Source organism: Cytobacillus spartinae, assembly GCF_042865285.1.
Lineage (GTDB): Bacteria > Bacillota > Bacilli > Bacillales > Cytobacillaceae > Robertmurraya_A > Robertmurraya_A spartinae.
Window position 1 is genome coordinate 43,105 of record NZ_JBIACK010000006.1, and the last position, 21,399, is coordinate 64,503.

At 37.2% G+C, this 21,399-nt stretch carries 18 protein-coding genes and 1 pseudogene; 4 read left to right on the forward strand and 15 right to left on the reverse strand.

Annotation, left to right across the window (positions count from 1 at the left end):
- Window positions 1-82 precede the first annotated feature (82 nt).
- The 4 genes from uvrA to ACFYKX_RS13450 all read right to left on the reverse strand — a co-directional run bounded on the left by uvrA (window position 83) and on the right by ACFYKX_RS13450 (window position 6,580).
- Window positions 83-2,956, reverse strand: a complete 2,874-nt coding sequence (gene uvrA, locus ACFYKX_RS13435) for an excinuclease ABC subunit UvrA (RefSeq protein WP_389361572.1) — start codon at window positions 2,954-2,956, stop codon at window positions 83-85.
- Window positions 2,957-2,963: 7 nt separating this feature from the next.
- Window positions 2,964-4,943 carry an excinuclease ABC subunit UvrB gene (gene uvrB, locus ACFYKX_RS13440; RefSeq protein WP_389361573.1) on the reverse strand — a complete coding sequence of 660 codons (1,980 nt, stop codon included), beginning with the start codon at window positions 4,941-4,943 and terminating at the stop codon, window positions 2,964-2,966.
- An 800-nt stretch (window positions 4,944-5,743) separates the two neighbouring features.
- Window positions 5,744-6,007, reverse strand: a complete 264-nt coding sequence (locus ACFYKX_RS13445) for a DUF2198 family protein (protein WP_389361574.1) — start codon at window positions 6,005-6,007, stop codon at window positions 5,744-5,746.
- Window positions 6,008-6,052: 45 nt separating this feature from the next.
- On the reverse strand, window positions 6,053-6,580 hold the full coding sequence (locus tag ACFYKX_RS13450) for a hypothetical protein (RefSeq protein WP_389361575.1): 528 nt from the start codon (window positions 6,578-6,580) through the stop codon (window positions 6,053-6,055).
- A 167-nt stretch (window positions 6,581-6,747) separates the two neighbouring features.
- Between ACFYKX_RS13450 and ACFYKX_RS13455 the strand changes: the two genes are divergently transcribed.
- The 3 genes from ACFYKX_RS13455 (at window position 6,748) to ACFYKX_RS13465 (ending at window position 8,550) form a co-directional block, all read left to right on the forward strand.
- Window positions 6,748-7,020, forward strand: coding sequence for a small, acid-soluble spore protein, alpha/beta type (locus ACFYKX_RS13455; RefSeq protein WP_389361576.1), 273 nt, complete (start codon window positions 6,748-6,750; stop codon window positions 7,018-7,020).
- 109 nt (window positions 7,021-7,129) lie between these two features.
- Window positions 7,130-7,651, forward strand: a complete 522-nt coding sequence (locus ACFYKX_RS13460) for a sigma-70 family RNA polymerase sigma factor (RefSeq protein WP_389361577.1) — start codon at window positions 7,130-7,132, stop codon at window positions 7,649-7,651.
- 2 nt (window positions 7,652-7,653) lie between these two features.
- Window positions 7,654-8,550 carry a hypothetical protein gene (locus ACFYKX_RS13465; RefSeq protein WP_389361578.1) on the forward strand — a complete coding sequence of 299 codons (897 nt, stop codon included), beginning with the start codon at window positions 7,654-7,656 and terminating at the stop codon, window positions 8,548-8,550.
- Window positions 8,551-8,622: 72 nt separating this feature from the next.
- Here ACFYKX_RS13465 and ACFYKX_RS13470 read toward each other — a convergent pair whose 3' ends face one another.
- The 5 genes from ACFYKX_RS13470 to ACFYKX_RS13490 form a co-directional block, all read right to left on the reverse strand.
- Complete coding sequence (locus tag ACFYKX_RS13470) at window positions 8,623-10,650, reverse strand: helix-turn-helix transcriptional regulator (RefSeq protein ID WP_389361579.1); 2,028 nt, start codon at window positions 10,648-10,650, stop codon at window positions 8,623-8,625.
- A gap of 136 nt (window positions 10,651-10,786) precedes the next feature.
- Complete coding sequence (locus ACFYKX_RS13475; RefSeq protein ID WP_389361580.1) at window positions 10,787-12,916, reverse strand: EAL domain-containing protein; 2,130 nt, start codon at window positions 12,914-12,916, stop codon at window positions 10,787-10,789.
- A gap of 25 nt (window positions 12,917-12,941) precedes the next feature.
- Window positions 12,942-14,630 carry a SpoIIE family protein phosphatase gene (locus ACFYKX_RS13480; RefSeq protein WP_389361581.1) on the reverse strand — a complete coding sequence of 563 codons (1,689 nt, stop codon included), beginning with the start codon at window positions 14,628-14,630 and terminating at the stop codon, window positions 12,942-12,944.
- Window positions 14,631-14,657: 27 nt separating this feature from the next.
- Window positions 14,658-15,002 (reverse strand): STAS domain-containing protein, encoded by a 345-nt coding sequence (locus ACFYKX_RS13485; RefSeq protein ID WP_389361582.1) that lies wholly within the window; start codon window positions 15,000-15,002, stop codon window positions 14,658-14,660.
- 2 nt (window positions 15,003-15,004) lie between these two features.
- Complete coding sequence (locus tag ACFYKX_RS13490) at window positions 15,005-15,385, reverse strand: ATP-binding protein (RefSeq protein WP_389361583.1); 381 nt, start codon at window positions 15,383-15,385, stop codon at window positions 15,005-15,007.
- Between the two features lie 377 nt (window positions 15,386-15,762).
- On the opposite strand from ACFYKX_RS13490, the gene ACFYKX_RS13495 reads away from it, so the two are divergent.
- Window positions 15,763-15,957, forward strand: a complete 195-nt coding sequence (locus ACFYKX_RS13495; RefSeq protein ID WP_389361584.1) for a hypothetical protein — start codon at window positions 15,763-15,765, stop codon at window positions 15,955-15,957.
- 53 nt (window positions 15,958-16,010) lie between these two features.
- Here the strand turns inward: ACFYKX_RS13495 and ACFYKX_RS13500 are convergent, their stop codons facing one another.
- The 6 genes and pseudogenes from ACFYKX_RS13500 to ACFYKX_RS13525 all read right to left on the reverse strand — a co-directional run bounded on the left by ACFYKX_RS13500 (window position 16,011) and on the right by ACFYKX_RS13525 (window position 21,375).
- Window positions 16,011-17,702 (reverse strand): methyl-accepting chemotaxis protein, encoded by a 1,692-nt coding sequence (locus ACFYKX_RS13500; RefSeq protein WP_389361585.1) that lies wholly within the window; start codon window positions 17,700-17,702, stop codon window positions 16,011-16,013.
- Between the two features lie 97 nt (window positions 17,703-17,799).
- The gene (locus ACFYKX_RS13505; RefSeq protein ID WP_389361586.1) at window positions 17,800-18,576 is read right to left on the reverse strand and encodes a CPBP family glutamic-type intramembrane protease; all 777 of its coding nucleotides are present in this window, start codon (window positions 18,574-18,576) and stop codon (window positions 17,800-17,802) included.
- A 92-nt stretch (window positions 18,577-18,668) separates the two neighbouring features.
- Complete coding sequence (locus tag ACFYKX_RS13510) at window positions 18,669-18,965, reverse strand: hypothetical protein (protein WP_389361587.1); 297 nt, start codon at window positions 18,963-18,965, stop codon at window positions 18,669-18,671.
- Between the two features lie 248 nt (window positions 18,966-19,213).
- Window positions 19,214-19,750: an NADPH-dependent FMN reductase gene (locus ACFYKX_RS13515; protein WP_389361588.1), complete on the reverse strand. Its 537-nt coding sequence runs from the start codon at window positions 19,748-19,750 to the stop codon at window positions 19,214-19,216.
- Between the two features lie 42 nt (window positions 19,751-19,792).
- Window positions 19,793-20,377 (reverse strand): annotated as a pseudogene (locus ACFYKX_RS13520) (nitroreductase family protein).
- 134 nt (window positions 20,378-20,511) lie between these two features.
- Window positions 20,512-21,375, reverse strand: coding sequence for a pirin family protein (locus ACFYKX_RS13525; protein ID WP_389361589.1), 864 nt, complete (start codon window positions 21,373-21,375; stop codon window positions 20,512-20,514).
- Window positions 21,376-21,399: the final 24 nt, after the last annotated feature.

A 21,399-nucleotide genomic window follows, 5' to 3' on the forward strand; every position in this document is an offset into this window, starting at 1 on the left:
ATACACTTTATAAAATTTGCTCCATCCACAGACTTAAACTACAAAAAAACTCGCTGATATATATCCAGCGAGCTCCATAAACCTATTTTGTTACTTTTTCTTTTTCTTCAATAATCGTTTTCATTCTTGAACGATCTCGTTCTAAAATCGGTTTTAAATACTTCCCTGTGTACGATTCAGGAACTTCTGCAACAACTTCAGGTGTCCCGGTAGCGACAATCGTTCCACCTTTGTCTCCACCTTCTGGCCCTAAGTCGACAATAAAGTCAGCTGCTTTGATAACATCTAAATTATGTTCAATCACTAATACTGTATCGCCATTTTCAACAAGTCGTTGAAGAACCACTAGTAATCTTGAGATATCATCCACATGTAGCCCTGTTGTTGGTTCATCTAGAATATACAATGAACGGCCTGTAGAACGGCGGTGAAGTTCAGAAGCAAGTTTTACACGCTGCGCTTCTCCACCAGATAGAGTAGTAGCTGGCTGTCCAAGTGTAATATATCCTAAGCCCACATCAAAAATGGTCTGCAGCTTTCGTTTGATTTTAGGAATATTTTCGAAAAACTCCAGTGCATTCTCAACTGTCATATCAAGGATGTCTGAAATATTCTTCCCTTTATATTTTACCTCTAACGTCTCACGGTTATATCGTTTCCCATGACAGACTTCACACGGGACATACACATCTGGAAGGAAGTGCATTTCAATTTTTATAATTCCATCTCCACGGCAAGCTTCACAACGACCACCCTTAACATTAAAGCTAAAACGACCCTTTTTATATCCACGAACCTTAGCTTCATTCGTCGAAGCATATACGTCCCGAACATCATCAAAGACACCCGTATAAGTTGCAGGGTTGGACCTAGGTGTTCGACCAATTGGTGACTGGTCAATATCAATAACTTTTTCTAAGTGCTCAATTCCTTTGATATCCTTATGCTCACCAGGTTTACTTTTAGCATGGTGAAGCTTTTGAGCAAGAGTCTTGTGCAAGACCTCATTAATGAGTGTACTTTTTCCGGAACCTGAAACCCCTGTAACAGATATAAAGGTTCCAAGTGGAATTTTAACATTCACATTCTTGAGGTTATTTTCACGAGCTCCTTTAATTTCTAAATAGCGACCATCACTTTTTCTACGCTCAAGTGGAAGAGGGATAAACTTTTTGCCAGATAAGTATTGACCAGTTAAGGAGTTATTGTCTGCCATTACTTCTTCAGGCGTACCTGCTGAAATAATTTGCCCTCCATGGACTCCAGCCCCAGGTCCAATATCTATTAAATAGTCTGCCGCCATCATCGTATCCTCATCATGTTCAACGACAATGAGTGTATTTCCGATATCGCGCATGTTTCTTAACGTATCAATCAATCGATCGTTGTCTCTTTGGTGAAGTCCGATGGATGGCTCGTCCAGAATATAGAGAACACCTGTTAATCGCGAGCCGATTTGAGTTGCAAGACGAATTCGCTGTGCTTCTCCACCAGAAAGGGTACCGGCCGCTCGACTTAGTGTTAGATAGTCTAGACCTACATTGATTAAGAACCCTAGACGCTCTAAGATTTCTCTAAAAATAAGATTAGCAATCTTCATTTCTTTTTCAGAAAGCTTTAGGTTTTGGAAAAAGTCATGAGCCTCCTGAATTGAGAATGATGTTACATGACTAATATGTTCACCTGAAATCAGGACTGCTAAACTTTCTTTTTTCAATCTGTTCCCCTTACAGGTTGGACACGCCTGTTGGCCCATATATTTTTCCATTTGCTCTCGAATATAATCTGAGCTTGTTTCCTTATAACGGCGTTCAACATTCGTCATGACACCTTCAAAGTGAATATAATTTTCACGTACTTGTCCGAAGTCATTTTCATATCGGAAATAAATCACATCTTCTTTTGATCCATACAGCACCTTGTCTAAAAGATGCTTTGGAATATCCTTGACTGGAATATCCATATCAATTCCATAATGGTTACAGATTGATTCCAATAGCTGCGGATAGTATTGAGAACTTGTTGGCTCCCAAGGTGCAATGGCATGCTGTTTAAGTGATAAATCTTGGTTTGGAATGACAAGGTCTGGATCTACCTCTAGCTTTGAACCAAGCCCGTCACAATCAGGACAAGCACCAAAAGGGCTGTTAAATGAAAACATTCTTGGCTCTAATTCACTAATGGAGAAACCACAGTGTGGACATGCATGATGCTCACTAAATAACAGTTCCTCTTCTCCAATGACATCAATGATGACTTTTCCTTCTCCTAAGCTTAAAGCTGTTTCAAGGGAATCAGCTAATCGAGCGCTGATTTCATCTTTCACCACAATACGGTCTACAACTACTTCAATGGAGTGTTTCTTATTTTTCTCTAACTCTATGTCGTCTCCAAGGTCGTACATTTCTCCATCTACACGGACACGGACATATCCTTGCTTCTTTATATCTTCTAATACTTTTACATGAGTCCCCTTACGACCTGAAACGATTGGCGCAAGCACCTGTAGTTTCGTTCTTTCTGGGTATTCTAAAATTCGGTCTACCATCTGTTCAATGGTTTGCGAACTAATTTCAATATTGTGAATCGGGCAGGTTGGTCTCCCTACTCTAGCATAAAGCAAACGTAAGTAGTCATATATTTCCGTTACCGTTCCTACTGTAGAACGAGGGTTTCGACTTGTGGTCTTTTGATCAATAGATATCGCTGGTGAAAGCCCCTCAATGGCATCCACATCAGGCTTATCCATTTGCCCTAAAAACTGTCGAGCATAAGCAGACAGGGATTCAACGTATCTGCGCTGTCCCTCTGCGTAAATCGTATCAAATGCTAATGATGATTTCCCCGAACCAGAAAGTCCTGTCAGAACAACAAGCTTATCCCTTGGAATGGTGACATCAATGTTTTTTAAGTTATGGGCTCTGGCGCCTTTTACAATTAATTTATCCATCGCCATTGTATCGTCATCCTTCCGCTTTCAACTCTAATAAAAGGTCGCGTAGCTCTGCTGCTCTTTCGAAGTTCAATGCTTTTGCCGCTTCCTTCATTTCTTTTTCCATATCTAAGATAAGCTTCTCTCTTTCTTTTTTATTCAGCTTACCTAGCTTAGCAACTGGTGAGTAGTCTTCCTGTTCCTCTGCTGCATACGTTGCTTTTATCACATCACGGATTTCTTTCTGAATCGTCATTGGTGTAATTCCGTGTTTTTCATTATATTCTTCTTGAATCGAACGACGACGCTTCGTCTCGTGTATGGCAATTTCCATTGATTTCGTCATCTTATCTGCATACATAATCACGTGTCCATTGGCATTACGAGCTGCACGGCCGATCGTTTGAATAAGTGACCTTTCTGAACGGAGGAAACCTTCCTTATCTGCATCTAGGATCGTAACAAGCGAAACTTCAGGAATATCTAATCCCTCTCTTAAAAGGTTTATTCCAACGAGAACATCGTATTTACCAAGACGGAGTTCTCGAATAATTTCAATCCGCTCTAGTGTCTTAACTTCTGAGTGAAGATATTGAACTTTAATTCCGATTTCCTTTAAGTAATCCGTTAGGTCCTCGGACATTTTCTTCGTTAAAGTGGTAACAAGTACACGTTCGTTTCGTTTGATTCTATCTTGGATTTCTCCGATTAGATCATCAATTTGACCTTCGATTGGACGAACATCAATCGTTGGATCAAGCAATCCTGTTGGACGAATAATCTGCTGGATCATTTCCGGTGTATGCTCTATTTCATAAGGTCCAGGAGTTGCTGAAACATAAACGATTTGTTTCACATGCTTTTCAAATTCGCTGAATGTTAAAGGGCGGTTATCCATCGCCGACGGTAAACGGAATCCATGATCAACCAATACCTGTTTCCTTGCTTGGTCACCGTTATACATTCCACGAATCTGTGGCAAAGTAACATGTGACTCATCTATCACTAATAAGAAATCTTCTGGGAAGTAATCTAGTAAAGTGTAAGGAGTTGAACCAGCAGGCCTTAATGTCAAGTGACGCGAGTAGTTCTCAATCCCTGAGCAAAAGCCCATTTCCCGCATCATTTCTAAGTCGTATCTAGTTCTTTGTTCAAGACGTTGAGCTTCTAGAAGCTTTCCATTCTCTCGCATAATCGCAAGCTGTTCCTCTAGTTCCTGCTCAATATTCTCAACGGCTATTCTCATTTTTTCTTCACGTGTAACGAAGTGGGATCTTGGGAAAATCGCGACATGATCCCGATCACCGAGAATCTCACCCGTTAAGGCATCCACCTCACGTATCCGATCAATTTCATCTCCAAAAAACTCAACACGAAGACAGTGCTCGTCACGAGAAGCTGGGAAGATTTCCACCACATCTCCACGAACACGGAACGTACCACGTTGGAAGTTAAGATCATTTCGTTCGTATTGGATATCGACTAACCGATGTAATAGTTTATTTCTCTCAATCTCCATTCCAGTTCTTAATGATAAAACGAGATCCCGGTATTCTTCTGGGGACCCTAAGCCATATATACAGGAAACGCTGGCAATAATAATGACATCTTTCCGTTCAAATAATGAAGATGTCGCTGAGTGGCGAAGCTTATCGATTTCATCATTAATACTAGCGTCTTTTTCAATAAAGGTATCAGTGGATGGTACATAAGCTTCCGGTTGATAATAATCGTAATAACTAACAAAGTACTCAACCGCATTATTGGGGAAAAACTCTTTAAATTCACTATATAATTGACCCGCCAACGTTTTGTTGTGGGCGATAACTAATGTGGGTTTATTAACCTCTTTAATTACATTTGAAATCGTAAATGTTTTACCTGTTCCTGTAGCACCTAACAATGTTTGATGTTTTTTCCCCTCACCGATTCCTTGTACAATCTTTTTAATCGCTTCAGGCTGATCACCTTGAGGGGAGTACTTGGAAACGAGTTCAAATTGGTCCTTCACACGCAAGCCTCCTGTTCCTAAATCTTCTATATGATTACAAATCAGCATGATAATTAAGTAGGACCTGAGTTGAGCTGATTTACTATTTTTTCTAGTTCAAAACTACATCATCATTCTACCACAAACTTATCAAAACAAACCAATAATATGCGAACGGATATTCGATTTTTCTACTATTTACTAAAGAAATTGGTAAATGATGTAGAAGCTTTGTTAATCAATCGTTTGATTGAAAACAGATCTGTACTAGATATAAAGCCATTCTTTTAACTTTTCCGTTAATAAAATTGTCGATACATTTTTGCGATTCTTTTTACGTGTAGGGACATTTGTTGAGGTTTGTAGAAGTGTAGTTAATCAATCGTTTGATTGAAATCATTAAAAAAGTGATTATGTAGGGGAAAGTTTTATATTTCGAAGTGAGAATATTGTCGAGGGAATTATGCAAGTTTTATGCTGAAATGCTCTGAACTGCGGGTTTTGCCTACTAAACGAGGTAGTCTTGATGATTTATGGAGAACTTACAAGCTGTATGCGGCTTCTCCATGGGTTTATGCGGCAGTTTATCTCTTTTATGCGGGACCTTTAATTATTTATGCCGTATTTCCCACGGGTTATGCGGCACTTTGGACACTTTATGCGGATTTCTTTTAGGTGGCACTGGAAGTTTCTACTTTCACAGTTCAATTGATGCAGAACCAGCTCCCCTCCCCTACTCCCCAATCAAAATACAAAAAAGCCCGCAGATCAACTCTACAAGCTTTCACATTTATTTAGAATTGTTCTAACCTAAGGAGCTGTTATGCACTCTGCTTAGTCCTTTTCTTCATATTCCTCGCATACCAAAATCCCACTGTTAAAGAAATAGTGTCTACCACTATTAAATAGAAAGAATTGGTGTATCCTTTATAAACGGAAGCAGCTATTAAAGCTAACGTTAGAACTAGTCCAATGATATGGTTGTACGTAACTCTTGTAAACAAAACAACAAGAAGTCCTGGAAGTAATAGAGCCAATATAACTTTTACCAACACTTGTGACACCTTCTTTAATAAAATAAACATATGTATAAGGATAGCTTCTCCAATCGTTATATACAAGAGATTTTATTAGTTGGTATTCAGTAGCTTTTTGAAAAACTTCCAGCCTGCATACCCTAAAAGTGCCATTACCGAATAACCTACTATAATAATAAGGATCGGAACATACGCAGGTGTAGTACCTGAATCCGTTGACATTCCCGCTAAAAAAAGAGGCATAATGGGAAGAGTAAAGATACCTGGTCCTAGAAATATACATACAGCAAATATCCCTATTACAATCCAACTTGATTTTTTACCAACTAACAGTGGATTTTTATCTCTAACCCCATCATCGGATTCCTTCGCAAGTGCATCCTTCACCACAAGATTATATGCCTTGATCTCTCTTATTGCTTTTCTGAAGAAATAAAACCATACAGCTATGATTACCAATGCAACAATAGACAACATGGTCCAGTAGGATGAGAATCCCCCCGAAAACATCGAAACAAAAGGATTAAGAACCATGAAGAAAAGCGTTATTCCATATTGAAGTAAAAATAATACAGATAAAATGATATAGACATATGCCCACACAGGTTTTTGTGAACTCATACCGTGTTTAACCTCTCATAAATTAGAATTTTTTTACAGCAATCTCATTATATTACGAAAACGTTATGATGAACAGACTCCCTATTTGCCATGAATAAAAACAGGTAACAGTAGAATACTTACAACAACAAGACCTTCAAAACAGTATAAAGGTTGGTGAACCCATCATGGCAAGAAGAAAACGCCCCCTTGTACCTGGAGCTCGAGGTGCATTAGATCAACTTAAAGCACAAGTAATGGAAAAACAAGGTTATCAGGTGGACAAAGAACATCCAGAGAATGTTAAATATGAGGTAGCAGAGGAAAGAAATGTTCCTCTTAAGAAAGGATATAATGGAACACTCACCTCACACCAAGCAGGAAAAGTTGGTGGTCCAATTGGGGGAAATATGGTAAAAGAGCTTGTAAGAATGGCACAAGAAAGTTTAAATAAGAAATAGAAGTAGAAGAGCTAGTCTCCATCGACTAGCTCTAATTTTTTTGAAAAAATGCAACCTTTTAGAAATAGAGTCGTCTATATATAAACTTTCTGAAAGGAGGTACTGCCTCTTGATTGAGCCTAGCAAAATATACAACAAAGACATAGCACTAGAATATTTATTGCAAGAATACGGAGACAGCGTAAAAAAACTTGCTTATACGTATGTAAAGGATTGGAGTATTGCAGAGGATATTGCGCAGGAGGTTTACATTACAAGTTATAAACATTGGGACCAATTCAGAGGAGAGTGCTCCTATAAAACTTGGCTTTTTAAAATCACGGTCAATAAATGCAAGGATACATACAAAAGTAAATGGTTTAACGTCCAGGGGTTATTAGAAAATATAAGCTTTAAGTTAAAGTCCACCGCTTCCACGGAACATGAAGTGTTGTTAAGAAGTGAAGCACGAGAATTGTCTGAGTATGTCTTACAGTTACCCATTAAGTACCGTGAGATAATCATTTTATTCTATTATGAAGAATTAAAAATAGTAGAAATCCAAGAACTAACCGGACTTAATCCTTCCACCATAAAATCCAGGCTGTATAGAGGAAAAGAAAAACTACGACATATGTATGGAGGTGAATAGATGTGGAAGAAAAGCTTAATAGACTAAGAGATAGCATGGACAAAACAGTTCTAAAAAACGGAAGGATGTCTAAGAGTGAAAAAGAAAAAATCTTACTAAATGCTCAGCAGGATACCGAACGTAAAGACCCTTTTTTAGCACCTATTTTGTCCTTTGTTTTCATCTTAACCTTTCTGTTTTTAGTTAGCATATTCTTCTACAATCAAGTGTTTAATGAAGGGGGCTTTATCATGGTGAGCTTAGATCAACTCTTCTTATGGATTTTACTATTTTTATTTATAATAGCTGGAACCATCTTCTTAATATCCCAACGCCAAAATAAATATTTTAGGACTTATTTAGTTACACTCCCTACATTATCGTTGGCTGCTGCCTGTCTTCTATTCTTTCAGTCGGACACTTCCGTTACAAACGTTCAAACACCAAGTGCAGCCCAATCATTAGAAAAAACAGATGTGGAAACAGAGACTGTAGCACTTGACCGAAAAATTCGTGATGCTATTTATGAAAAACTTGATATTATGACTGATATTGATGAGAAGCGAATCGAAGAACTTGTAGTCAGTGTGGATGAGAAAAATGTTGAATTAGTACTTGGAGCGAGCGGGATAGGATACATGGAGGAAATAAGAAATAAATTGGTCGTAGATAGCCAAGCTGCTATCCAGCTAGTTTTCGAAAATGAACAAGTCCAAACCGCTTCCTTTCAGTGGAAGGTCCAACATTATCCAAATCCAACGGGTGCAGAACGTGCTGGAGAAAGACAATACGAAGTAGCTCTATCCTATCAACTTTCAAGAGAACAATACGAGAAAATAAATTGGGATTCTTTCAATCTTGAAGAACTTCAAAAAACTACCCAAGGATATGAAATACAGCCATTCCTTCTTCAAAACTAAATTCTAGTTGCTTGTTACACGCATTCAAAAAGGAACAAACCCTTTATTTTTAAATAAGGGGCTGTTCCTTTTTTATTCCATTCCATATTTAATCCGATATATTTTCGCCATTGCTTGAACACGGTCGGAAACATTCAGTTTTCTAAAAATATTGGTGATATGGTTTTTTACCGTATGTATGCTAATCGTTAATGCACTCGCTACTTCCTGGTTATTCAATCCTTCAAGGACTAAATGTAGGACCTCCTGCTCTCTTGATGTTAAAGGGAGTTCAATGATTACACTGCTTACATCTCGAACCTTTTCGATATCTTCTAAGCTAATCTCGACTTTATCCATTTCTACCTTTTCATTAAGTTCCATACTTTGAATAAATGCCTCAAACTTCTCTTTGAGTGACTCATTTATACCCTCTATATCCAAGTCTTCCTTGTTACAAACCTTGCGATAAATTAACCCCAGAATTTGACTTTCAATTCGATAGAAATGGTTGGAACCTTGGTTCTCAAGCAACCGATGATAGTCCTCTAGGATGGAAATTTCAGGGCCCGCTGAAATTTTTTCCTTAATAAACGAAAGCCGATAAGGTACAACTTTAATTGCCCTCTTTAAATCGTTCAAATTAAATTCCTCTAGCTGTGAAAAGGTTTCAGCCATTGTTAATGCTTTTTGAACAAGCTGGTATTCTTTCGTATTCCATTCTTTTATGCTCGCATGAAGGAGTTCCAATGCATCTACCCTATCACTTTGACCTTCTCCATCCACGACCGTACAATATTTCATACTTAGAATTTTTCCAAGTAAGTCCAAGAATCCCTCAACGTTACAAGAAGGTGCTTCAACTTCCATCGTAAGAATTCCGTTCACACTCTGGTTTTTCACAATGGGAACATGAATTAGATTCTGGCTATTTTTAGTATGGGGCATGAACTGTTCTACCGATTGTCCTATGTAAGCGGTCAGTTGTTTATGATAATGCTTTAACTTATCATTGGTCGTTCCTCTTAGGAAAAGCTCTCCTCCAATTAAGGTGGCACAAACAAAACGATTTTTGTTCAGACTTCTACACACTTCCAAAACCTTATAAAGCAGGTTCTTCGGATTATTGGAGTGAATAAATACGTCCATTACATCAACCAAGCTTTGGTAATACTCCTTTATAACCTCGGATGTACCTATCGCCTCTCTTATGCTCTTTCTATCCGATAAAAATTGAACGAAGCATTTCATGATAATATGTAATTCTTCATGAAACGGAGTGCCCTTTAACTTTCCTCCAAAAACAAGCCCTTCCACTATGTCGTGATTTTTAATAGGGTACGAGAATAAATGATTAGGCTGGAGACCTGCTTTTTTAAAAATTTCTGCCCGATTTGATTGACCTATACCATTCCAAATCATCTCTTTCTCTGCTGCAGCCGACTGGCCTAGTAGACCTTCCCCAATATAAAATGTGACACCATTAAGTGAGTGCCCCTTTTCTCCAACAACAAGGTCTACACAAAACGTATCAACGGTGTTTTTACTCGCAAAACCTATAAAATCTAAATTATAAATCGTTAAAACATTTTTAAAAAAAGAAGGGAGGATTTCTTTGCATTCCTTATTATAAGTAAACTCTTTAATAAGATTTAATTTCTCTTTTTGTAGTTGTTTACTATGTGTGTCTCTATATAAAACCTTAAGAGTTTCTACTACCTTTTCAATACTCTGGATGAGTTTATGTTTGTCTTCTTGAGTAATAGAATGGACACCTTCCAAAAGAATTTCTTCTTTTTCAGTAAGATTACTTTCAACAAATGGACCTGCTAGTAGAAAGCATGGTCGATTTTCACCATAAAAGAGTGGTGAGAGTACATACTTAAGTGGAGCCTGTTCCTCTGAAGACATGATCAGTACAGGCCTTTTTATATTTTCTACCATTCTTTTAATATCATCTAAAAATACAGAGTTTTCAAGGTGAAGATTAGAACAGTCCAAACCATCTTTATTTGCTTTTATTACTATTTCTCCTGAAAGGTCCACAATCCAAAGTGGTACTTGAAGATAAGAAGAATAAGTTCCAAGCAATTCTTCAATAATATGTACGTTGTTAATCATAGGTGCACCTCTAATTGTTCTATATAAATAATATCGACACTTAAATTAAAACCTTTTCTGGAAAATGCAACCACTTAAACTTCCACTTTGTTTATAGTACTGTATTTTCATGAAGATGTATGAGACTTGATCATAATTAAATAGAATACGTTTGATGACTAAGCTCCCGAGCTAGCTTGTTCCAAGGGAATAATTGCTTTTCAAACTCATCCGCTGGAACTGGACGACTAAAGAAATAGCCTTGCACCGTTTCACAGCCAACTTCCCTTAAATAGTGTATTTGGCGGTCTCTCTCTGTTCCTTCCGCCACAATATCAAGTTTTAACGAACGGCCCATATCAATAATGGCTTTTACAATTGCTTGATCTTGCCGATCATAATCAATTTCCTTTATGAATGCTCGATCTATTTTAATTGTTTCAATGGGAAACTTCTTTAGATAGGATAATGATGAATAGCCCGTCCCAAAGTCATCAATTGAAACACCAATGCCAATATGTTTCAATTCATTAAGAATCTTTAAAGTTTCACCAATATTGTTAACAATCATATTTTCCGTTAGCTCCAGTTTTAGAAAGGAAGGGTTAAGCTTAGAATGAGCTAAAGCATTATTAACAGCCTTTACAAGAATATTGGATTTAAACTGTACAGGAGATATATTTACGGAAACACTTAAAGCGGGCAACCCTTTCTGGACCCAAATGTTTTGCTGTCTACAAGCTTCCTGTATAAGCCATTCTCCTATTGGAATAATAAGACCTGTGTCTTCTAGGATAGAGATAAATTCCCCTGGTGGAATGATTCCAAGCTTCGGATGATTCCAGCGCAACAAAGCCTCTGCTCCCATTATCCTCCCCTTAACCACATTCACTAATGGCTGATAGTATAAAATTAGCTCATCTCTTTCGAGCGCGTAGCGAAGATCCTTTTCCAAGTTTAAACGGTTAGAAAGATTCTTCCCTAATCCCTTTTGATAAAATTGAACGTGATTTCTTCCTTCTTTTTTTGCTTGTTGACAAGCAAGGTCGGCCTTGATTAAAAGAGAACGAGCATCAGCTCCATCCTTTGGAAACTCCACGATTCCAAAGCTCGCTGTTACATATAATTCTTGTTCCCCTAAATAATAGGCTTGTTTAAACACATCGGATATTTTTTGAATTTCTTGCTGTAAAGGCTTTTGCTCCCCTACATTTTTAATGAGAACAATAAATTCATCCCCATTCATGCGTGCCACAAAATCACCTTCTGAAAGACAGGTTGAAAGTTTAGTCGTTAAGGCTTTTAAAATCTGATCTCCTCCGAGGTGACCGAAGGAATCATTCAATATTTTAAAACGATCAAAATCAATATAAATTAGTACAAAACGATTTTGAGTATGCTGAAATTCAGAAATGGCATGATCTATGTTTGATATCATTAAACTTCTATTAGGTAGGTTCGTTAATGGGTCAAAGAAAGCTAGAGTGTGAAGTTCTTTGTCCTTTTTGTGTTTCTCAATAGCGATTGCTGCAATTTTTCCTAAATTGCTTACCACGTTTAATTCATCGTCACAAAGTTCATTATCATCTTCCGAGAAAATTGCAACTACCCCTAGAACCTCTCCACTACTCGAAAGAACTGGAATGCCATGACACCCATTCATAGATGTCTGAAGGTAAAAGTTAGCACTCCTTTTAATAGAGATTTTTCTTTCGACTATTTCTTGAAAAAGGCTATTTGTATGGTTTGTAAGCTCTTCAATAGCTGAAATTATTTTAGTTTGCAGATTAGAACTTGCGACTAGCTCAAACTTTTTTTCACCCTCGTAGATTAGAATCGAACAGGACACGTTTGACAGATGTCCTTCTATAACCACCGCTAACTGAGAGAGAACATCCGTAATTTTTGTATTAGATGCCAAAGCTTTTAGCACTTCCTGAACTCCCACAATCGTACGTTCTTTTCTCTTCTCCATGCTAATATCGTAACCAGTTAGCACGAATTGTTCTTGATGATCTGCTTTTCTTAGCAAACCTCTTATCCACTTACCAGTTTTAAGGCAAAATTCAAACTGAACCTCCTCTTTATACTGGCAATGCGCAACCATTTCTTTAAAATACGCTTGATCTAAACCATTAATATGTGATAAAAAATTTTCTTTTACTCGAAGATGGCCATCTTCCACTTTGGATTCAAGTATAGTACCTTCAGGGTCCATTTTAAGGATAAAAGAAGGAAATGATGAATTTGGTCCACTGAAAGATGTATCATTTAGTAAGTTATTCACTCTGATTTCCCCTCTTCCTCTACATTTAAAATAAATCTACTTTCAAAATAGAGATATCATCTTGATCTTCAGTAGGAGCTTTTCTTTTATTTAAGGCTTCCAAGACAAATGCTTCACATTCTAGGTTTGGATTCTGCGTAAAAGCATTTGCGATTACTGAAATAGCCTCACCTGCTCGTTTCATGCCTGTGCTTTCTAGAACTCCATCGGTATATAGGATAATTTTCGTTCTGCCCTCATATTGAATGCTAGACGATTCGATATTTATCTTTTTCATTAAGCCTAGTGGTGGGCAATTCGATTCCATTAATTCATAGGTTTTATCGCTATAGGAAAGGATTCCTGATGGGTGGCCCGCATTAACATATTTAATCTCCTTTAATTTTGTATCTATGAGCATATAGATGGATGTAAAATACCTAACAGAATCTGTGGAATTAAAATTAAATAGCTGATACATATGCCTATTTAACTCTTCCATGACGAGGATGGGGTCCTGAACCCTTGTAATTAACCCTTCTAATAAAGAACGAATGCTCATTGAGATCAGTGCGGAAGAAACTCCATGTCCCATTACATCTAAAATAAGAACCCCATATCGACCATCATCTATCTGGTACCATACGTACAAATCTCCACCAACGGTATTGGCCAACACGAAATAGCCAGAAATATTGATCTCATTGGTATGTAAGGGTTTGCTAATTACGCTGTGCTGAAGAAGATTCGCTAACTGAAGGTCTTTTTTAACTAATGACTCTAATCGACTCTCTTCGGTAATATCCCTTGCAACGACAAATATTCCTTCTAAGGAACCGTTAACCATGATTGGAATACTTTTATAATCAATATAAATTTTATTGCCGGAAACCCCAGTGAGTTCATTCGTACCCGTAACCGTTTCTCCTTCAAGGGCCTTATGAAAGAGGTTGATGGTTTCGTCCACTGAGTCCTTTGCAATAATTTCTTTAAAATGAACTCCTACTTTATATGACCCCATATGATCTTGAAAGGTTTGATTGGTTTCTGTAATCTTCCCATCCTTATCAATGATGCAAGCCAAATGAGGATTTTTATCAAAGAGAGATTTGTAGCGCTGCTTTAAAACATCAAGCTGTTCAGAGTACATCTTTTCCTTTGTTACATCCTTCGCTACACCGACTAAGCCTGTTTTTTTACCATGAGGGTCGAAAAAAGGAACAGATAACACTTCAATGTATAGGATTTCTCCATTTTTATGAATAATCTGTTCCGTTGTGACTAAAGATTTATCCGGTTGTAAGTCGCGATCAAGGTTAAGGCGCTCCATACTTTTTTTTGCAAGAAAGGTGGAATAATGCTTTCCAACTATATCTTTGTAAACATAGCCCAGCATTTTGCATAACGCGAGATTAATATCCTGTACATAGCCTTCTTTATCAACTACATAGACTCCATTAATAGGATTATTGAATAAAGCTAAATACTGATTATGGCTTAATTTGATTGTGGCGACTACTTTATTTCTTTTGAAATAAAAGATTGCTATAAATGGGATATTTAAAGCTGCTAAAAGCAAAAGAATGATGGTAGCCTTTGCAAATGGTGAATGAAATCCTAAGGCATCTAGTACGGAATATGAAGAATCATTTAAGATATAGACCGCAATCAAGGTGGTAATGATTGCACCGCTCTGTAAGATTGCCTTAAAGGATCTTTCCTTTACTTTTCTCATATTGAGTTTCCCTTCTAAAGGACTAAATCAATTAGATTTATCATTGGATAAGTAATTAATACCTTCTTCTACTGTTGGAAAGAGTCTCATAAAGCTCGAAAATTTTACAATGGTAAAGATCTCTTCTAATAATGGGTGAATCCCTGCCACAACAAACTTTTTATCCATTTGTTTTGATTGCATCGCAGTATGGGCAATAATTCCTAATGCCGAGCTATTCAGATACTCCACATGTTCTAAATCCAATAATAGGAATTGCTCTGCATCTATCAAAAAGGATTTCATCTTGTTTTGAAAGACTTCTACATTTCTAATCGTTATATCCTCATTAACTTGAAAAATATCAATCGACCCTTCTTGTATCACAAACATGTTTAAACACCCCTCTCTTTCCTCATATAGAATTCAATGTGGTCCTGATCTTCTTTAATCCATACCTCGTCCATTATGTTTAGTATTAAGGGGATTCCTCTACCTCTTTTACCTTTATTGATTTCATGCTGCTGAACTAGTGGAAATGAAGATCCCTTTTGTCTTAGGAGAATCTCTATCTCTTTTGAAGTAACCGCCCATTTAATTGAAAAAGACTTATAGTTCATTTTTTCACAATATTCATGTGAATTTGTACAAGCTTCCTCCGTTACCAACTGAAGCTTGAGTATTTCATTTGGGCTGAAGTCATACTCTTTAGCTAGTTCCTCAGTAAACTTCATTGCTTGATAAATATCTTCTTTTGTATAGATCTCTTTTTCCATGGTGTTATAACCTCTGTGCGGGGTATATACTATAAAATTTATAAAGTTCTAGTATAACCTGAGTCATTTTTCCTACTTATATTGTTAAAAAAATTTGCCTTTATGGGTATTACCGCTTATTCCTATTTTTATGCTCGATACTGTTTTCTACAAAAGACTTCTAGTACTGGTACTAAAATCAATAGGAATCTATTCTTATATCATTAATTAGAGGTTCTTTTTCAGTCAGGAAAAATTTACAATTCTTTAATGGTTTTTTGTTCCATTTTTTATCAATTCCTATATAATTATGGTAGAAAACTTTTTATTAAGGGTTGTGATGAATATTCATTGTATTTATTTTTCAAGAGCAACCTTATAAATGAGGGGAAGAAGAAATGGGTGTAGAAGTTAATTTTTTTGTTAAGCAAGCAAATGGAACTATTCCTTTAAAGGTTGCTGAGCCTTCTATGGTAATTTCGCAATTGCTAAAGCATGGCAGTTTTAATGCTGGAACCGACTCTTATCATTATGAAGACCTTCGCATCCAGAAAAAAACAGTGAGTATTTTTGTTACATTAACTACAAGATAATTACTATATAAAAATACCGACCCAAGTGGGGTCGGTATTTACTTTTATTAGAGTTATACTTTAAACCTAGAAATAACAGCCTGTAACTCTTCTGCTAGTTGTGATAATGACTCAGCTGAAGAAGACACTTCTTCCATTGTAGCCAATTGTTCTTCTGTTGCAGCAGAGCTCTCTTGGTTAGCTGATACGCTTCTTTCTGAGATTTCTCTCACATTCATAATGGCGATGGAAATCTGATCACTTAATGCTGTTAATTCTTGAACAGAAGAAGATACCTCTTGAACTCTGTCCGTAACTTCTTCAATGGAAGTAGCAATTCTATTAAATGCCGCATTTGCTTCTTCCGTATTTACTAACCCTTCTGTTACTTGTTCGTTTCCTTCTTCCATTCTTGTTACTGCTAGCTTTGTTTCAGTTTGAATTAAGCGAATCATCTCCGTAATTTGATCTCCGGACTTCTTCGATTCTTCCGCTAATTTTCGTACTTCATCTGCTACTACTGCAAATCCTTTTCCATGTTCACCGGCTCTCGCTGCTTCGATTGCAGCATTAAGAGCTAGTAGGTTTGTTTGATCTGCTATTCCTGTGATGATAGCTACAATATTGCTAATCTCTTCTGAACGTGCTTCTAACGAGCGGATCGATTGTGTAGCATTTCCAACCGTTTCGTTAATTTCATTCATTTTCGTCACTACACCCTGGACCGATTTCGAGCCTTCGTTCGTTAAATGATTGGTCTGCTCAGTAGTATGGAGCATATTCTCACTACTTGAAGCAATTTGTCTAATGCCAGACGTCATTTCTTCAATCGATTCTGAAACTTCTTTGAAATTCTTAAGTTGAGCCTCGGTTCCGGCTGCCCCCTGCTGAGTAATTGTAGCAACCTGCTCTGCTGCTGACGTACTTTGCTCAGCACTTGCGGCAAGTTCTTCACTCGAAGAAGCAACTTGATTGGCCGAATCGTTTACCTGACCTACAACAGCTCGTAAATCACGTACCATTACATTTAGGGAACGAATCATATCGCCAATCTCATCTTTGTTCTTAACCTTTAGCTCCTCAATCGTTAAATCTCCACTTGCCACTTGTTGGATAGCTAATGAAGCCATCGTTACAGGTTTGGATATCATTCTACTAATAAGTAACGCAGTCCCTACTCCTAAAACAAGAGCTAGTATACTTATAGATATCAAAGTCCACGTAACTGTATTAGCCATTGCTGTAGCTTTCCTACTCGCTTCTTTCATCGTTTGATTTTGAAACTCTACCCACTCCTGCACGGTGAGTTCAAACTGTTCCCCAATGACGGAGCCTTTTCCTTGCATCACCGCAATATAAGCAGCTTCATCATTTTTCTTCTTGTTATCAATTTGTTCGTCAATTACTTCTTTGTATAATTCTTGGAGCTCGACTACCGCTTTTAAGTATTCCTTTCCTTTTTGCTCCGTCACTAATGGTGTTATGTCAGTTACATTTTTTTCTATTTTTTCAATGGATCGTTCAATTTTTAAGAGTTCATTATTATTTCCTGATAAAAGGTAGCCTCTTAGTGCGGACATTTGAGTTGCTAGCTGTGCTTCCATATCCTTTACTAGTACCATCTTTTGAACATCATCTTCTAATATCTCGCTATAGGTTTTATCCAAAGATCCCAGCTGATAAACAGATAAACCGGCGACTCCACCTAATAATAGAAGGACAATTAAAAAGCCTCCTAGTAACTTCTTAGTTACCGTTAACTTCATCCCGCATCTCCCCTTGTGTAGTATGAATCGAATGACTTAATACTATTTTACTACAGGGGGAATTTTCATTATATAGCATTCTATTCCTATCTAGGTCCTATCCCCTATCATTTCTTTTGCTCAGAAAAAGGAATCTGTACTTATACACAGAAATAAATAATAGAATAGAAACCATTGTTGATAGCCAATAAGTAATCGTGGGTGGAGCCTGGCTGCTCTCGAATAGTAAAATACCTTCTCCTGCTTTTCCTGACACACCAAAGAATAAGCCATATACAACATTTAATCCAAAATGGATGCCTGCACTTGCCCAGATTGAATTAGTTTTATAAAAAACATACGTTAAACTTAACCCTAACGCACAAGAGAACACTGTATTCTGAAAGGATAGACCTGCATACCAAATATCGTCCAAAGCATATACAGCAATCGCTATTATCATGACATAAACAACTGGCAACTCATTAAAATAGTAAAATACTAGCCCTCTAACAATCATGTCACTGATAAAGGACCCTAATCCAAAGCCAACTAAGATCGCTAGTATAATCATGGGTGTATTAGATGATAGGTTGATCCCAGTGAATTCATATTTTTCTAGAATAAAATAAAGCAAAAATAGGATCGTCCATGCCGAGAATCCGAACAAGAACCCCATAGAAAGATTCTTTTTCCACCCTTGGAAAAATACAATGCCGTAAGTTTCTAAGCCACTCTTTGTTAGGATTCTAGAGACCATGTAGGCAAGTGGAAAAAATAATAGAAAGTGAAGAAGATATATAATATCGTTCATTGGGAAAAGAATAGGGATAAAGTTGAAGTAGAAAGCAAGTATGAAATATGAAATTAAGAATTTAAGTATTGTTAATAGCAAATTGAGGTCTCCTTTGTTAAAAGAAAAATGTTGATTTTAGCTCTCTGTGATTACAGAAGACGGGAATGAACTGAACCTTTTTTAGTTGGAATTCATTTGGGTGTACTACCGTTTTTTCTATGAGTAAAGAACAAAACGATATGAATCATAATCATGGTTAGAATAAATCCACCGAATAAATAGACTACCCCGAACACTTGACTAAACCCATCAATTGCTACCATCCACCATGCAAATCCATTTATTACAAAAAAGATGGATGCCATTAAACTAGGTATCCATTTGTTCAACTTTGGATTTTTAGATTTTCTAATAAGAATAAGTGTTATGAGGAATGGAAAAGCAAACTGTATTCCTATTAAGATATAAAATATTTGTTCATCACTCATTGGATAATCCCTCCAATATACTTATTAGTGTAATTTTACACCAAAAGAATAAAATTATCCATATTTTTCTATTATTTCAACCTTCATATTAATCTTATATACAAATTTTGGATATTTACGTGCGATTTTTATGATTTATCTACAATCTCTCTGAATGTATAAACAATTTTAATGACCTTTTCAACAAATTCTCTACTTTTTTAAACAAAACAGGCTGACTACCATTTAACAGTAGTCAGCCTATCAATCTACTTTTTCAACTTTGTCGACATTATTATCAGTTCATCAGCTAAATCCTTAAGTCTCTCAACCATCTCTAGATCAGTAACTTGGTTATTCTCATCAAAGTCACTCGTATGAAGGAACACATTATTTGGTGGAACATGAGCCTTAAGATAGCTCACGATGGGCTTTAACTGATACTCCATCGTTAAATAATGCTTTTCTGTTCCTCCATTCATGAGCAAGCCCACCACTTTTCCTTTAAATACATCGGGAGGAAGTAGATCAAACACATTTTTTAGAGTGCCTGGAATGGATGCTTGAAAGACAGGACTTCCGATCACATATGCATCCGCATTCTTGATGGTCTTAACAACTTGTTGAGTATCTTCATTATAATCGTTAAGCTTCCTTCCATCACAAAATTCAAGTTTATAATCGTTAAGGTCAAGGAGCTCTATGTCAATATCAGTGTGATTTTGCTTAACCATATTTAAAAATTGCGTAAGGGACGCACTCGTTTTTCTCCCTACAATGGTTCCTGAAATCCCAAGTAATTTCAAAGCTAATCAACTCCATTTCTTACTTGAGGAATCACTATGAATCTAAAGATCTGACTCAGTCCTTACCCACTTGGATACTTCGCTATAATGTTTTCGCTTCACCGCCGGGCCTATCATATCTGGATACCCAACATAAAGAAATCCTAGAACCTCTCCTTTATCTGATAAACCAAATAGCTTACTTACCTCTCGGTCATAGCATGGTTTGCCTGTTCTCCAAATCGCTCCTACGCCTAAAGCATGTATAGCGAGTAGCATATTTTGCGTCGCTGCATTCACCGCTGCATACTCTTCCTTTAAAATAACCCTAGGATTGTCGCTCGGTTCTACTGCTACAACAATGATAACCGGAGCACGAAAGGGTTTCTTCTATGCAACCTCCAGCTTCTTCTGGTTCTCCTCTGTTGTCGGATCATCCATTCCTCGCTCAGCAATTTTTGCTAGAGCTTCTCCTAAAGGCTTTCGTCCATCACCTGTTAATACAAAAAACCTCCAAGGCTCTGTACGAAAGTGGTTAGGTGCAAGTGTTCCTACCTCTAAAACCGTTTCAATTAAATCTTCCGGAACGGGCTTGGATGAAACAAGCCCGATGCTTCTTCTCGTCCTAATTGCTTCTAAAGCATCCACTAGAATCCCTCCAGTTGTTTTATAGCTAGCCCGCTTAGGTAGCCTCTTTGTTTGATACTGGATTCTTCAGCTGATACATTTTGTATCTTACATACATCCTATTTTAAAGATACATATTTTATAACCTGTTAGCTTCAGCTTTTAACTGGAGGACCAAATTTCCCTGCTTGATAGTCAGCATATGCCTCTTTAATTTCATCCATGGTGTTCATAACGAATGGACCATAAGCTACCACTTCTTCATTGATAGGGACACCTGAATAAACAAGAACTTTCGATCTTTTATTTGCTTTTATATAAAGCTCGCTTTCTTTCTCTCCTTTTCCATCTACTTTCGATGTAAGGGTTGCTGCTCCTGTTTTCTTCAAGTTAATTTCGTTCATTCCAAAAAGAACATCTCCGGAAAGAACATAGACAAAGGCATTGTGATTCTCAGGAAGATGAAGGTGATAAGAAGAACCGGCAGTCAACGAAATTTCTACTAAGTGGAAGGGAACTAGCGATTGCAGTGGTCCTTTAACACCACCTATTTCACCAGAATAGACACGTACCTGTCCCCCTTCAAATGGAACGACTGGTGCATGTTCTTTATAGACATTTTGATAAGAAGCTTTTGTATTCTTTAATTCCTTAGGGAGATTAAGCCAAAGTTGTAGTGTATGGGCAATATCGTTATCAACAGCCTCCTCCGCATGTCTTGCACCAGAACCGGCATTCATATATTGAACATCTCCCGGTTCTAAAATATCTTGGCCACCATGGTTATCGATATGCTCTAATCGGCCATCAATCACATACGTTACCGTCTGAAAGCCACGGTGCGGATGATCTGAAAAAGTCCCTCGTTTAAACCAATCCTCTGCCAATAAAATAAACGGATCGTGCTCCTTCCAATTCCCAGGCTCTAATACCCAGCCTTTTTGAACAGCTGGAAAAGACATTTCATTATATTGAACATACCAATGATTCTTTAATTCGCGTTGGAAAACGTTTGTCATGTTTGTACCTCCTATATGATAGCC

Excerpts from the sequence above, each read along its gene's own strand:
- uvrA (WP_389361572.1), bottom strand. The coding sequence starts at position 2,956 with ATGGCGATGGATAAATTAATTGTAAAAGGCGCCAGAGCCCATAACTTA.
- ACFYKX_RS13445 (WP_389361574.1), bottom strand. The coding sequence starts at position 6,007 with ATGTTTATTTTATTAAAGAAGGTGTCACAAGTGTTGGTAAAAGTTATA.
- ACFYKX_RS13450 (WP_389361575.1), bottom strand. The coding sequence starts at position 6,580 with ATGAGTTCACAAAAACCTGTGTGGGCATATGTCTATATCATTTTATCT.
- ACFYKX_RS13455 (WP_389361576.1), top strand. The coding sequence starts at position 6,748 with ATGGCAAGAAGAAAACGCCCCCTTGTACCTGGAGCTCGAGGTGCATTA.
- ACFYKX_RS13470 (WP_389361579.1), bottom strand. The coding sequence starts at position 10,650 with ATGATTAACAACGTACATATTATTGAAGAATTGCTTGGAACTTATTCT.
- ACFYKX_RS13480 (WP_389361581.1), bottom strand. The coding sequence starts at position 14,630 with ATGAGAAAAGTAAAGGAAAGATCCTTTAAGGCAATCTTACAGAGCGGT.
- ACFYKX_RS13485 (WP_389361582.1), bottom strand. The coding sequence starts at position 15,002 with ATGTTTGTGATACAAGAAGGGTCGATTGATATTTTTCAAGTTAATGAG.
- ACFYKX_RS13490 (WP_389361583.1), bottom strand. The coding sequence starts at position 15,385 with ATGGAAAAAGAGATCTATACAAAAGAAGATATTTATCAAGCAATGAAG.
- ACFYKX_RS13495 (WP_389361584.1), top strand. The coding sequence starts at position 15,763 with ATGGGTGTAGAAGTTAATTTTTTTGTTAAGCAAGCAAATGGAACTATT.
- ACFYKX_RS13500 (WP_389361585.1), bottom strand. The coding sequence starts at position 17,702 with ATGAAGTTAACGGTAACTAAGAAGTTACTAGGAGGCTTTTTAATTGTC.
- ACFYKX_RS13510 (WP_389361587.1), bottom strand. The coding sequence starts at position 18,965 with ATGAGTGATGAACAAATATTTTATATCTTAATAGGAATACAGTTTGCT.
- ACFYKX_RS13525 (WP_389361589.1), bottom strand. The coding sequence starts at position 21,375 with ATGACAAACGTTTTCCAACGCGAATTAAAGAATCATTGGTATGTTCAA.